Below are 14,637 nucleotides of genomic sequence, written 5' to 3' on the forward strand. Positions count from 1 at the left end.
ACTCTCCTTTCCGTCATGCCGGCTTCCGGCGAAGTTTGATTTTCTGTAACGCATTGATGGCCAAAGCCGCCACCAGGATGAGGCCCTTGATCATATCCTGATAGAAGGAATTTACGCCCCAGAAAATCAATAATCCCAGAATTAAGGAATAGGTAATGACGCCGGCCACCGTACCAATAAAGCTCCCTCTTCCCCCCGACAAAGCCGTGCCGCCCAGAACCACAGCCGCCACGGAATTCATCGTAAATCCGTCGCTTCCGGTGGGATCTCCCACGGTCGTCTGCGCTGTCAACAAAATCCCGGCCATCGCACAGCAAACGCCCGCCATCAGATACGTTTTTACTTTCGTCTTTTTTACATGGATACCAGACACAAAGGCAGCGTTTTCATTTCCACCGATCGCATAAATCGACTGTCCGAACTTGGAGCGCCGAATGGGAATCCAGAGAAGAAAAATAGAAAATAACAGCCACAATACAGACTTCGGTATCTTTAGCGGTGTGATTGTTCCCATCATCAGTTTGGTAAACCCGCTTACTACTTCTCCGCTTGGCTGGGGCAAAATATACATACCGATGCCCATAAAGATGAAAGAAGTAGCGAGAGTAACAATGATCGGCTGAAGCCGGCCATAGACGATGAGCATGCCATTAATACACCCGCAGACCGCCCCAATCAGCAGAACAATCAGTATCGTCGCTACAATACCAAGGATATCATTTCCCAGAGCCCCAGCAATCGGAACCATAATAAAAGCGGTCACGGTATTGGTCAAGCCGATCAAGGCTCCTACCGACAAATCAATCCCTCCGGTTAAAATTACCAACGTTTGCGCCAACGCTCCAAAGAGCAACGTCATAAATTGGTCAAAGGCGGATTTGATGCCATAAGCGGTAAAAAATTTCTTTTGGCTGGATATGTAGAGAATTGCCACCGCGATCATAATGACATAGCCAAATATCGCCTCCCGGTTTTTGGCCCAGATGTATCGAAGTTTTCCGTTCATGCTCCCACCTCCGTCTCTTCCATTCCAAGGGCGGCTTTTAAGATCTCATGCTCCGTAAACTTTTCCCCTTCCAGCACAGCCGCTACTTCTCCATCCCGGAACACAGCGACCCGGTCGCAGAGTCCCAGAAGTTCCATATTTTCTGTCGAATACAGAATGATGGTTTTTCCGCTCTCCGCCAAACGGCGAATCAGCTGATAAATTTCATATTTGGTTCCTACATCGATACCGCGGGTCGGATCCGACAACAGCAAAAGGTCCGCATCTGTCAAAATGGCTTTCCCCAGTACCAGCTTTTGCTGATTTCCTCCGCTCAAAGTTCCCGCCAGCTGAGCCGGACTGCTCAATTTGATCTGTAAAAGGTCAATCATCCGCTTTGTGTCTTCCGCTTCTTTTTTGCTGTCGATAATACCAAAACGGCTTCTCTTTTTCAGAGTGGGCAGCATCATATTTTCTCCGGAACCACGGCTTAGGAGCAGACCGTCATTTTTCCGGTCCGCTGGAGTTAACGCCACGCCTGCCGCCAGGCCCTTCCTGGGGTTTCGAATCTGCTTTGCCTCGCCCCCAATCTTTATAACGCCGCTGTCCAAAACCTGGGATCCATAAATCACATCCAAAAGATCGCTTTGCCCTTGGCCGCTTAACCCGGCAAGCCCAAAGATTTCGCCCCGGCGTACCGCTAGGTTCACATGGCTCAGTCGATTTGCACAGCTGACATTTTCCAGCTCCAATACATATTCTTTGGGAAGATTTACTCTCTTTTCCGGAAAGATCGTATCGATCTTCCGCCCGGCGATCTGATCAATGATCTCGGCGTTTGTCATCTCTCCCCAGGCAAAAGAAGTAATATAGCGGGCATCCCGGAAAATCGTCGCACGGTCCGCGATCTGTTCCAGCTCATCCATCTTGTGGGAGATCAAAATTACCGTCTTTCCCTCTTCCCTGGTTAGACGGCGCAGTAAACGGAATAATAATTCCACTTCTTTGCTTCCAAGAGCCGACGTCGCTTCATCTAAAATAATCACATCGGGATTTTTGGAAAGCGCCTTGGCAATCTCCACCAACTGCTGCTGGGCTAAGGGGAGATCTTTCACCAACGTCCGCACGTCAATATCAAATTCCAGTTGTTTCATGATTTCCTCGGTTTTCTTTTCCATCGCCTTAAAATCAATCAACCGGAATTTGGTCCTCGGTTCCGAACCAAGAAATACATTTTCCGCCACGGATAAATCTGGAAGCAGGGAAAGCTCTTGAAAAACCGATGCAATTCCTGCCTGCACCGCATCCACCGGCGAAGTCAGCTGAATCTGCTTTCCTTTCAGAAAAAGTTCGCCTTGATCCGGCAGGACAACTCCACATAAAATCTTGATCAGAGTACTTTTCCCCGCGCCGTTTTCTCCAACTAACGCATGGATTTCCCCTGCATAGCAATCAATTTTCGCATCGACCAGCGCGTGAACACCGCCAAAGTGTTTGCTTACGTTTCTGGCCGAGATAATAGGCATTTGCTCCACAGACAGCCTCCTCTTTTTGGGGGAAGAAAAAGGGGAGTCCCTCCCGCCCGCATCTGACCACGGGAGTGTCGGAGGGCTCCCCATCTTTTTCCTCTTTACTACATGTTCAAAGGACTTTTACTCTAGTACATCTTCCAACTGAATGTTCCAGCTATTTTCCTCGTTGGTATAAGCCGGCATAAACTCGTCGGACTGGGAGGGCTGATACCATTTCTCCGCATCCTTTGCCTCGATCACCGGCGGAGCCAGCAGCTGATCTCTCTCAACATCCTTTCCATTTACTACGTCCAGAGCCACATCCATAGCCATAGCGGACAGATAGGAAGGAACGCCCGTGATAAATGCATTCAGGTTTTTCTCCATCGTTACACGGAAGTAACCGTTGGTCCACTCGCCAGTAATCGGAACCTTGGCCGGATCGTATCCATGCTGCTCCAAAGCAGCCACGATAGCCGCTTCGCCCATACCCTGCTGCAAAACGCCGTCGATCTGGGTTCCCTCATTCTTTGCCAATAGATCGTTCATCAACTGAGCTGTCGTACCAAAATCCCACTCGCCGTAGCCGTCGCCAACGACTTTGATGTCAGGATACTGCTTCAGTACTTCTTCATAAGCCGCGCAGCGAACCGTATCGTCGTGGGCTCCTGCTTTACCGCGAACCAACAGGATATTTCCTTTGCCGCCCAGCTGCTCGCAGAGCCACTTCGCCTGATTCGTGGCAAAAGCCGTGGCATCTACCGCAATGCTATAAGTAGTATCGGTCTGTACAATGTTATCGAAGGAGACCACCACAATGCCCTGATCAGCTGCCTCTTCCAGGACCGGCTGAAGAGCGGAGGATGCGCAATCTACCAGAATAATGTCGTATTCTTCGGCAATCAGATTCCGAATCTCATTGATCTGAGCCTGCGCATCATCGCCGGAGCTCGTCGCATAGTATTCAGATACCACGCCCTGCTCCTTTAACTGCTCACAATATGTTTCAAAAATTTTGACCATCTGAATTCTCCAAGCATTGGTCAAAATTGAGTTGCTGAGCGCTACTTTCAAATCCTTTGCATCGCCTGCATGCTCCAAAATTGCAGCTGCCACGCCGCTTTGAACGGCGGCCGTTGTCGCCGCTTCCGCGGCCGTCGTTTTCTCCTCTGCTGCTGTCGTAGGCGCCGCTGTTGCCGCCGCTTCCGTTGCCGGTGCTGCCGTTGTCGTATCATTTCCACCGCCGCATCCCATCAGGCCAAATGCCATGCAGAAGGACACGAACACTGCCAAACATTTTTTCATATTCGTCTTCTCCATTCTTTTTTCGCGATATACCTTGCGCCCAGCAAAGCATTTGCCAGGACGCTGTTCTATTTGAAAGCTGCTGGGCCCTTCGCAGCCTCAAATTCTCACCAAACCAGATTTTCCGTAAGGAAACGTTCCGCATCCTCCGGGTAAATCGGCACCGATTCCTGATAATAAACCGGTAAAAGTTCTTCTCCATCCAAATAATCACAAAGCTTTTCCACGGCGGTAATCGCCATATCCGGAGGTTCCAAAACCGTGCCATAGATACCGCCGTCTCGAATCTTTTCCACCACAGAACGCTGACCGTCGATACCGACAATCAAGATTTCTCCAACCTTTCCCGCCTTTTTGATCTCCTGGTAACATCCCTCAGCCATCAAATCATTTTGGCAGATAACCGCGTGAATCTCATCATAAACACCAAGGCAATCTTCCATGATGCTCGCCGCATTTTCCTCGGCAAATTCACCATTATAGCTGCCCAGCCAACGAATCTTTGATTCTTGATCCAAAATTTCACGGATTCCTGCGCCGCGGTCCATGGCTCCGGCGGATCCAGGAATCCCCGCCAGCTCCAACACATTCCAGGTTTCTTCCTCTGGGAACTTTTCCCGAAGTCCGCGCAGCAAAATCTCCGCGGCCTGATTTCCGATTTTTTTATGGTCGCACCCAACAAAACTGACCGCCTGCGCGGAAGAATTGGTCTCCATCCGATCGTCCACCGCCATGATGGGAATCCCCCGCTCATTGGCATATTTTACGACCGATAAGGTTCCTTCTGTTGTATAGGAGTCTACCACGATTCCATCGACTCCCTTTTCAATCAAATCCTTGATATCTTGATTCTGCTGCTTTTGGCTATTTTTCCCGTCATAAACTAATACCTGCGCCCGTTTTCCCTGATTCCCCTCTGGATATGCCGCCTTTACCATCTCAAACATGGTTCTCCGAAACGCCAGGTCTGTGGTCGGAATACTAAAGCCGATCACATATGGTTTCACTTCTGCTTCCAAGGAAGCTGGCATTTCCGTTCCCGGCAAATCGTCCGGACCAGAACAGGATATCGCCGCTAAAAGAAGGAATAAAAATCCTACTCCATATGCTCTTTTCATTTTTATCCTCATAGTCTTCCGACTTTTCCCGTTTGCTCCTTTATCATAACGAATAATTCTCCCCAAGGAAACAACATATCTTGAAATTTGGTTCCATATTTTTACCACTTTACCACTATAGAAAAAAGACACTCTGTAGTTTGTCTTCCCACAAGAGTGTCTTCCTATTCTTCCTTTTAAACCTTTTTCGGATAAAAAGGACCCTTTCTGTTCTCAAAGAAACATCTGCTTCTCCCGGTATTCCGTAGGCGTCATTCCCTCCATCTTTTTAAACACCCGCATAAAATGCTTCACATTGGGGTATCCCACCATCTCTGCAATTTCATAGACTTTATTCCGGTAATCTTTCAAATATTCCTTTGCCTTCTGTATCCGAATCTGAGCGATCGTATCGGAAAAGTTACAACCCTCCACTTCAGAAAATAGTCTGGACAAATAGGAGGGGTTGATATATACCCGGCGCGCCACCTCCTCCAAAGTCAGGCGCTCCGCAAAATGCTCCCGAATGTACTCCTTCGCATCCCGCACCAACGCCGCTTTATGCCCCCCGCTGTCTGTCTGCTGGCGCTCACAAAAGGATAATAACATTCCGTCCACGATCCGCAGCAGCTCATCGATATCGCGCGCTTCTAAAATCGCCGTCAAATTGCCTTCTTCCGGCCAGTCCCGTAACACAGAATCCACAAAGTTTGCAAAGAAAATCCGAATCTGACCGATGTTTAACCGGCTTTTTTCTCCCTGAAACAAAAGATCCCGGTGGTCCGCCAATGCGCTTTCTAAAAGCCGGCGCACACTTTTCTTTACCGATTCCTGATCTCCTGCCTTTAGAAATTCCTGCAGTTCTTCTGCCGTCACCCAAGGTTCGTGGAGATTGGCAATCCGCCGTTCCACTCGATCAATTCCGCGAAATCGCTCCCCCTCCATAAAAGAACGGCTGACATACGCCAAAAGAGCCTCCTGGTAAGAGACATTCAACTGATATTCCGAACGGTAAAGACGCCCGCATCCCACGTAACCTCCAGTCTCTTTGGCAAGCCTCCGGCAAATATTTTCCACTTCCAATGGAAGTGTTTTCTCCTCACCGGAAAAAACCAATGCTTTCCGGGCTGGCTGTGGACAGGAAAAGCAATATCGCAGCACCGTGTCTTCCCTTTCCAGTTCTCTGTGGGTAGCCTCCCTCAAGCGTTCCTCTTCCTCCGCCGCCAACACTGCTACTTGAATATAGCACTCCGTGTCCAACTCTAATGTATCTTCTTCCTCTGCCTGATCACCAAACAGAACATGATATACTACAGAACGCCGGACAGAAGCCTCCGCTTTGTCTAGATGGCTCTGAAGTTCCCTGAGTCGTTCCTTTTCTTCCAGACGGGCGATACATTTATATACCGCCTCAAACATCACATCCTCCGAAGCAGGCTTTAAGAGGTACTCCACCACTTGACCGCTGGCCAACATTTTCCTCGCCGCATCAAAATCACTATAACCGCTTAAGGCAATAATCTGCGAATTATATTTTCGCCGATGAATTTCTTCCAAAAGCTCCACGCCATTCATCCCTGGCATTTTAATATCCAAAATGATAATCTCCGGTTGATATGACTCAATCTTCTCTAAGGCTTGATATCCATCCTCCGCCTCATATAGCGTTGTAATCGCTAATGTCTCCCAGGCGATATCCTGAAGCATATGCTCTCTGGCGATACGCTCATCGTCCACCACCAAAAGAGAATATTCACTTTTCATCCGTCGATCTCCTCTCCAGGGGAATTCGGAAATAAACTCTTGTCCCCTCTCCCTCTCTGCTTTCAATATGGATCGGATACTCTTCCCCATAAGTAATCCGTATCTGTTCTCTGATATTTTTCAGCGCGTAACCGCTCCCCTTTACCGGCTGAAACGTTCCTGTCTCTTCCGTCAGCAGCCGTCTCGTCGCCTCAGGCATACCAGCCCCATCGTCTTTCACTTCAAAATAAAGGAATTCCTCTTCTTTCCGAAAGATAATTTCTACCGTATGGCAGCCTCGGCTTGACTCAAATCCATGAATAATCGCATTTTCCACAATGGGCTGAAACAAATATTTCAAGACCACATACTGATCCATATCTGGAAAATCTTCAATCCTGCATATCAAGTCTTCTCCAAAGCGCATGGTTTGAATTTTCAAATAACAACGAATCAGTTCCTCAATCTGATCTAACCCCACCTTATCCTGGCCCTTAGCAAGGCTCAGCCGGAAGTACTGGGACAATACAATCAGCATATTCGCCGACTTGCCTGCTTTTTCCCGGCAAGCCTCACAGTAGATTGTATTGATCGTATTATAAAGGAAATGCTCATCCATCTGCGACTGAAGAGAAGAAAGCTGTGCCTGCTTCCGAAGCAGCTGCTGCACATAAACCTCGTCAATCAATTGGCGCAGTTTCTCTGTCATACGGTTATAGCTGTGAAGTACCGCTCCAATTTCTCCCTTTTGCCGGATATTCTCCAACGGGGCCAGTTCCCCTTCCTCCATACGCTTCATTCCCCGCATCAGGTAATTGAGAGGTTTGACTACTCCGATATAAAGCAATCCAGACCCAAGAAAAATGCTAAGCACACCCAATAGTACAATCAACAGTATTCCCGGCGCCTGGCTGGAAAAATTCTCCAAAATTTCCGAAAGAGGAATCGCTCCCACGTACTTCCATCCGCTTTCCACGGAATTATAGTACATGACCAAATAAGAAACCTCTCCTTCTCCAATATAGCTGCCGTTATTCTCATTTTGCGTATAGGCATTTTCAAACAACGAATTTTCCTTCAAATTTTCCGCAAAACGTTCCATTCTCCAAGATGCCGTTAAGATTCTTCCCTGATAGTCCGTCACAGCAGATAATGCGCCTGGATAATCCAAAGCAGCAGCACTGTCCAAATTTTCCTTCATCGTACAAAGGATGGTGCATCCGCCAAATTCCTCCGGAATGGGAACCGGACGAATATGCGCCATGCGCCAGTCGGTAAACGCCTCGCCTATTGGCAAAGAATACCAGTCAATTCGGCCAAAAAAGTATTCCTGATAAAGCTGGTTCAATTTTTCTCCAAACCCGTCCGCCTTGGAAAGCATCTTTTGGTCAAAATCCGTGGATAAAATCTGATCGCTTTTTTCAAAAATCAAATAAATTTGATCCAGTTCCTGCATTTCTCCTACGTATTGTCCCAATGCCAAAGAAAGTTCCTTTTGCCTTCGTTCGGACGGTTCGGAAAGATAGCGGACAATCTGGTTTAAAAACTCTGAGTTCTGGCTTAAATTTCTGCTAAACGACCGAACCTCTTCCATCGAAGCTTCCATCAAAAGGGAAGAACCATACAGACTTGTATAAAGAGAATGTTTCGCATTCTCCAAAATATTTTCCCTTGCGGAACGAGAGGTAAAAAACGAAAATGCTAGCGTCGGAATCAGGATAGTCAATCCGACGATCGCAGGCACCCGGTAACGAATACTCTCATACCAATGCTGTTTTTCCATAAGATGTTTTCCTCTATCATTGAAATGCAATGCTTATCCCGGATTCCCGCCTCCGGCGCTTTGTATTTTTTGTTCTTTCCATTCGGTGGCCTCCCGCACCAGACGGTACAAAGCCGATGCCACCGGCACGCTAAACAGCATACCGGCTACCCCGCCCATACTGCCTCCGATGGTGATTGCTGCCAAAACCCAAATGGCTGGCAGTCCCATGGAAGAACCAACTACACGGGGATAGATCAGATTGTCCTCCAACTGTTGAAGAATCACAAGAAATACCACAAAAAGAAGCGCTTTTGTGATGCTCTCCGGCAGAATCATCAACGCGCCCACAGCGCCTCCGACCAGTCCTCCGACCATGGGAACCAACGCAGTCACTCCAACCAGCGCGCCGATCATAGGCGCGTAAGGGAAACGGAAAATCCACATGCCAAGCGCACAGAGGCTTCCCAAAATGATCGCCTCCATGGTCTGGCCCGCCACAAATTTCCGAAAAGAATCTACGAATACATTCCCCACATGCAGCACAATTCCGGAAAATTTCTCCGGAATCCAAGCATGAATCAGACGGACGTATTGCTTTTTCAAGCGTTCCTTTCCGCTTAACAGATAGATCGCGAAAACCAGCGCTACCGTAAAGTTAACTACCCAGGAAGCCAAAGAACCAATCACCGTAGCGGTAGTTCCCAAAATATCAGCCACGCCTCCCTTTGCCCATTCAAAAAGGCTGGTCTGAATGGAGCTCCAATTGAGTTCCAGCTTCATCAAAAATGCCCCACCCGGTATTTCTTCCAAATCATGCTTCATCCCCCATTCCTGAACGGAATTCACCAAATCGACAATACTTTCCCCCAGCACGCCGATGGCGCTGATCAATTCCGGTACTACCAGAAGCAAGACTCCGGTCAACACGCCTAAAATAATCAAAAGCGCAATGAGAATGCAGCAGGGCCGCCGAATTTTTTTCACCCAGGCCTGGCTAGAGCGCGGGAAAAAATGCTTTTCCAGCGGACGCAGCGGCACATCCAAAACCAAGGCCAAAATCAAACCAAGGATCAATGGAAAGATCAGGCTGATCATGCCTCCCACGATCTGCCCCAGCGCTCCGATATGCTGCATACTCGTATAAATTACAATACAGACGGCGATCACTGCGATGATCCATTTCGCCCGCCGCTTTTGCTGTTCCGAATTTCCCATAAACGTTCCTTTCCTCTTCTCTATACTCGATCGTTCCCTAGCCGTATGCATGCTTTGCCGCTTTATGCGCCAAATGTCTCCCGAAGCTGGGGAATCTCCTTTTTGTGCAGGATGCAGCGGCGATACCGTTCCCGATAGACTTGAAAACAGTGGTTACAATGGGTACACCGGCTCTTTTCTGCTCCATTTTTCAGCTTCTCGATAAAATCCGGTTCACAGATCAAACTCCGGCTAAAAGAGACAAAGGGGATTCCAGCCTGCAGCACTTGCTCCGCCGCCTTCCTGGAAGTAATGCCTCCCACCAGAATCAATGGCATCGAGATTCCCTCCCTCGCCTCTATCACCTTCTTTAAGTAAAAAGGTTCCCCGTTTATTTCCTCGCTGGCAAAGCGAATACCGCTGATTTCCGCCGCCGACGCACCTGCCTCCTGGCAGAGCTTTAAAACCTGGTGCAAATCTTCCACTGCATCGCAGTTTACCTTGACCAATACCGGAGCCTCCGGCCCCCATTCCTCCCGCACAGCCCTTAAAACCTCGCCGGGAAACCGAAACCGGTTTTCCACGCTTCCCCCGTATCGATCGGTCCTAGTATTCTCCTTTGGATTTAGAAAACTGGAAAGCAAATAACCATGAGCCATATGAACCTGGACCCCGTCAAAGCCGGCTTCCCTCGCCAGACGCGCGGCAAACCGGTATTTTTTTAGCAGGTCGGCCCGATCTTCCGCCGTCAATTCCATCGGTCCCCTGGACGGCCGGCCATTCAGCTTTTCCGAGGCTTTTAAACCTCCATGATTCAGCTGAATAGCCACCTTTCCGCCTTTGGCATGAATGCGGTCCGCCGCTGTTTTTAAAAGGGTGCGGTCCGTCCGTTCATCCAGGGACGGCTGCCCAGCGTCCACACGCGCCAGAGCATCCACGGCATAATGGCCAGTAATCACAAGTCCCACCTGATGGGCCGCCAATTCTTCATAACACTCCACCAGCGCCTCTGTTATCGCGCCATCGCGCCCTGCCAAGTGTTCGTTGGTCGCGGAACGGACGGTTCGATTGCGCAGCGTCATATTTCCAATGGATGCGGATTCCCAAAGCTCCATAAAAATTCCTCCCTTGCATTTACAATCCGCTATTCTGGCCTTATAATAGCATAGACTACCTTGAATTGACAAGAACAGGAATCGTTTTTTATTCCATGGGAAATTTCCTTAGAATTTCTCACGGAATAAAAACGCTCCGCGATGGATCGCAAAGAGCGCGGATAAGGAGAAATTATGAACTTACTCGTTATGGAACATATTACCAAAGGATTTGGAGACCGCACTTTGTTAAACGATGTCTCCCTGGGTATCCAGGAAGGCGACAAAATTGGAGTGATCGGTATCAACGGCACGGGAAAGTCCACGCTTTTAAAGCTGATCGCTGGCATCGAAGAACCTGACGACGGAACCAGAAGCAAAGGCAATTCCGTCACCCTGACCTATTTGCCCCAGACGCCGGAATTCACCCCTGGGATCACGATCCTCGACTACGTTTTAGAAGGACGCTCTTCCCAAACAGAAGCATGGAATGCCGAGAGTGAAGCCAAGACGGTGTTAACCAAACTGGGCTTTCGCGATTTCCACCAACCGATGGACCCGCTCTCCGGCGGAGAAAGGAAACGCGCCGCTCTGGCTCGTACCCTGATAAACCCAGCGGATATTCTGATTCTGGACGAGCCCACCAACCACCTGGATTCCGATATGGTTCTCTGGCTGGAACAATATCTGAATCAATTTAAGGGCGTCTTGGTGATGGTGACCCACGACCGATATTTCCTGGATCGGGTGACCAATCAGATATTAGAAATCGACGACCAAAAGCTCTATTCCTACGCTGCCAACTATTCTGGCCTTCTCCGTCTGAGAGAACAACGGCTGTCCGACGCTCTCGCTACGGAAAGAAAACGGCAGAGCATTTTGAAAACCGAGCTGGAATGGTTAAACCGCGGCGCCAGAGCCCGCTCTACCAAGCAGAAAGCACATATTCAAAGAATTGAAGAACTGCAAAACGCAGACAAACCGTCCCAAGAACGCACCGTAGAGATGGATTCTATCGGCAGCCGCATGGGGAAAAAGACCATTGAAATCCATCATGTATCCAAATCCTACGGCGAAAGGACTCTGTTTCAGGATTTTTCCTATATTGTATTAAAAGGGGAACGGCTCGGCATCATCGGCCCCAACGGCTGCGGAAAGTCCACGTTAATGAAAATCCTGACCGGCTTGGAACAGCCGGACTGCGGAGAAGTCGTCTTAGGCGAAACCATCCGAATCGGATACTTTGCCCAGGAAAACGAGGATATGAATCAAGACATCCGGGTGATCGACTACATCCGCAACGTAGCGGAAATCATCGAGACCTCAAAGGGAACAGCCACCGCGTCCCAGATGCTGGAACGGTTCCTGTTTTCTCCCTCCATGCAGTATACTCCGGTGACGAAGCTCTCCGGCGGGGAAAAACGGCGGCTTTATCTCCTTCGCGTGCTGATGAGCGCGCCCAACGTACTGATTCTCGACGAGCCCACCAATGATTTAGATATTGCTACACTGACGATTTTAGAGGATTATCTGGACAGCTTTTCCGGTATCGTCATTACCGTATCCCACGACCGCTATTTTTTAGATCGGGTGGTCAATCGAATTCTTGCCTTTGAAGGAACGACGATCCACCAATATGAAGGCGGTTATACCGATTATTTCCTCTCCCCTAACCGTCCGAAGGAAAACTCCGCTCCTGCAAAAGAGACGGTTCGTTCCCCAAAAACGGAAAAGCCTAGGGAAAACAAAAAGCTTAAATTTTCCTACGCGGAACAAAAAGAATTTGACACCATCGACGCGGACATCGCCCAATTAGAAGAAAAACTGGCGGATCTTGCCATAGAGATCGAAGCGTCCGCCAGTCAATATACTCGGCTCAGTGAGCTGATGGAAGAAAAAGAGCGCACAGAAGAAGCTCTGGAACAGAAGATGGAGCGCTGGGTTTACCTGAATGATCTGGCAGAACAGATCGAACAGGCTAAACGGGCAGCAGACCAAAAGATTTGAAGCAAAAAATCCACAAAAACAGCGTAACCAAAGATATCAGGGTGGAAATTACGACCTCAACGCCGGCCAGATCTGCATCTCCATGAAAATGCTGCGCCATCACATGGGAAGCGATAGCCGTTGGCGTTGCAAAAAGAGCGACCAGAGTCAATAGTTCCACGCCGGAAAACCCAAGGATAACCGCGATACTGAGAAAGATACCTGGGAAGACGACCAGCCGCATCAGGCAGCAGCCGGCCAGGTATTTTTTATAGACAGAAATATTGGCAAAAGAAAAACTGGCCCCCAGGATAAAAATAGCCAGAGGATTTCCTACGCTTGCCACCTCGTCCACCACCTGCTCCACAAGGGAAGGCAGGCGGATTCCCAAAAGATGAAACATAAAACCTACGATCGTCGCCAGAATATAGGGATTTCGAATGACCTCTTTGGCCAAGGCCAACGGCTTTGGGCGGGAACCCTGAAAATAACTGAGCACCAGCACGGAGACCACATTAAAAAGAGGCGTCGTGATGCAGGTCATCATCGCCGGAACGCCCAGCCCCGCCGTTCCATAAACCGCAGATACAACCGGAAATCCCAAAACAACAAAATTGCTCCGGTAAAGGGCCTGGATTAAAACACCCCGCCTTCGGTTTTCCTTCTCCAGCCACATCACCAACAAAAAGGATATCCCCATCATACAAAGAATGCAGATTACGCCGAAGGCTAATAGCTTTCCATTTACCATCTGCAAGTCCATCTGATAGATGCTTCGGAACATCACCGCCGTCAGGAAAACCTGAAAGCAGACAGAATTGAGTTTTTTGAGAGAGTCCTCATCCAGCATTCCCCTCCGACGAACCAGATAACCGATGCTCATGATCGCAAACATCGGAAAAACAGCGCGAAGAGATACAACGAAATTCTCCATTTTCTTCTATCCCTCTTTTCTCTTATGCCTTCACAAATTCTCCCGGAAAAACCGTTCCGCATTCCGGTACAAAAGCTGCTCGATCTCACCTGTGGAAAATCCCTCCTGCGCGAGCGTCTCCACAAGCCGCGGAACTGCCGCGCAATCTTCGAGCTCCGGGACTTCCAAAATCCCATCATAATCCGATCCAAGCGCCAGGCAATCCATGCCTCCGATGTTCCGGATGTGGCGGATATGGGCAACCATCTCCGCTCTCGTGCTCCCCCTCCCGTCTCCTGGCTGCCAGCCTGGCCGCAAAAAGGCCACGCAGTAATTGATGCCAATGATTCCGCCTCGGCTTGCAATCTCCCGAATCATCGGATCGGTCAGATTCCGCACATGATTTGTCACCGCTCTGGCATTGGAATGGCTGGCCAGAAACGGACGTCTGGATGCAGACGCCACGTCCCAGAATCCACCGTCGGAAAGATGGGACACATCCACCAGCATTCCCGTATCTTCCATTGCCTCTAACATGGCAAACCCAGCCGCTTTCAGTCCTTTCTCCTCCGGCCAGGTCCGCAGCCGTCCTTTGACATCCAGCTCCGCGTGATTGGGATATCCCAAACCATTCTCATGATTCCATGTAAGCGTCATCATCCGCGCTCCCAGGCCATAAAGCTCCCGTAAGAGTTCCGGCTTATCCCGGCAGATAGCGCCCTCTTCTAAAGAAAGCAATGCCGACATAAAACCGTCCCGCTGATTGGCTTCATATTCTACATAAGAAGTAACCGGACGAATCCATTCCCGATTGACGCTCATTTCTTCCTGAAAAAGAGCGATCTGTTCCCGGCAAGCGGCAAGGGGATCTTCCTCCTCATCCAAATCCACAAAGGCAGCGAAGGTCTGCAGAGCATACCCGCCCTTTTTCATACGCTCCAGATCCAGATGCAGGGAGTTTGCTCTAAGAGAAGCCGGCTCTCCCTTCTTTCTGGCACGGCGAAGCGCGCTGATCGTATCGCAGTGCAAATCGATAATCTTCAT

11 protein-coding genes are annotated in these 14,637 nt (G+C 49.2%); 1 reads left to right on the forward strand and 10 read right to left on the reverse strand.

All coding sequences use genetic code 11. From position 1 onward, the window contains the following. Positions 1–13: 13 nt before the first annotated feature. The 8 genes from ACCC71_RS11075 to ACCC71_RS11110 all read right to left on the reverse strand — a co-directional run bounded on the left by ACCC71_RS11075 (position 14) and on the right by ACCC71_RS11110 (position 10,715). Positions 14–1,006: an ABC transporter permease gene (locus ACCC71_RS11075; protein WP_434309686.1), complete on the reverse strand. Its 993-nt coding sequence runs from the start codon at positions 1,004–1,006 to the stop codon at positions 14–16. Then, complete coding sequence (locus tag ACCC71_RS11080; protein ID WP_434311848.1) at positions 1,003–2,511, reverse strand: sugar ABC transporter ATP-binding protein; 1,509 nt, start codon at positions 2,509–2,511, stop codon at positions 1,003–1,005. Before ACCC71_RS11080 ends, ACCC71_RS11075 begins: the two co-directional genes overlap by 4 nt. Before the next feature lie 126 nt (positions 2,512–2,637). Continuing rightward, positions 2,638–3,801: a substrate-binding domain-containing protein gene (locus tag ACCC71_RS11085; protein WP_434309687.1), complete on the reverse strand. Its 1,164-nt coding sequence runs from the start codon at positions 3,799–3,801 to the stop codon at positions 2,638–2,640. Between the two features lie 107 nt (positions 3,802–3,908). After that, entirely contained in the window at positions 3,909–4,919 is a 1,011-nt protein-coding gene (locus ACCC71_RS11090) for a sugar ABC transporter substrate-binding protein (RefSeq protein WP_434309688.1), read from the reverse strand. Between the two features lie 213 nt (positions 4,920–5,132). After that, positions 5,133–6,662: a response regulator transcription factor gene (locus tag ACCC71_RS11095; protein ID WP_434309689.1), complete on the reverse strand. Its 1,530-nt coding sequence runs from the start codon at positions 6,660–6,662 to the stop codon at positions 5,133–5,135. Then, positions 6,652–8,424 carry a sensor histidine kinase gene (locus ACCC71_RS11100; RefSeq protein WP_434309690.1) on the reverse strand — a complete coding sequence of 591 codons (1,773 nt, stop codon included), beginning with the start codon at positions 8,422–8,424 and terminating at the stop codon, positions 6,652–6,654. Before ACCC71_RS11100 ends, ACCC71_RS11095 begins: the two co-directional genes overlap by 11 nt. Before the next feature lie 33 nt (positions 8,425–8,457). Continuing rightward, positions 8,458–9,621, reverse strand: coding sequence for an AI-2E family transporter (locus tag ACCC71_RS11105; RefSeq protein ID WP_434309691.1), 1,164 nt, complete (start codon positions 9,619–9,621; stop codon positions 8,458–8,460). 62 nt (positions 9,622–9,683) lie between these two features. Continuing rightward, a complete protein-coding gene (locus ACCC71_RS11110; RefSeq protein ID WP_434309692.1) occupies positions 9,684–10,715 on the reverse strand; it encodes an NADH:flavin oxidoreductase in 1,032 nt (343 codons plus the stop codon). 174 nt (positions 10,716–10,889) lie between these two features. On the opposite strand from ACCC71_RS11110, the gene ACCC71_RS11115 reads away from it, so the two are divergent. Continuing rightward, positions 10,890–12,701 carry an ABC-F family ATP-binding cassette domain-containing protein gene (locus ACCC71_RS11115; RefSeq protein ID WP_434309693.1) on the forward strand — a complete coding sequence of 604 codons (1,812 nt, stop codon included), beginning with the start codon at positions 10,890–10,892 and terminating at the stop codon, positions 12,699–12,701. Here the strand turns inward: ACCC71_RS11115 and ACCC71_RS11120 are convergent. Both ACCC71_RS11120 and ACCC71_RS11125 read right to left on the reverse strand, forming a co-directional pair. Further along, complete coding sequence (locus ACCC71_RS11120) at positions 12,673–13,614, reverse strand: AEC family transporter (protein ID WP_434309694.1); 942 nt, start codon at positions 13,612–13,614, stop codon at positions 12,673–12,675. The two genes, ACCC71_RS11115 and ACCC71_RS11120, sit on opposite strands and share 29 nt — an antisense overlap. Before the next feature lie 30 nt (positions 13,615–13,644). Further along, positions 13,645–14,637, reverse strand: coding sequence for a dipeptidase (locus tag ACCC71_RS11125; protein WP_434309695.1), 993 nt, complete (start codon positions 14,635–14,637; stop codon positions 13,645–13,647).

Source organism: Hominifimenecus sp. rT4P-3, assembly GCF_051055405.1.
Lineage (GTDB): Bacteria > Bacillota > Clostridia > Lachnospirales > Lachnospiraceae > Pseudolachnospira.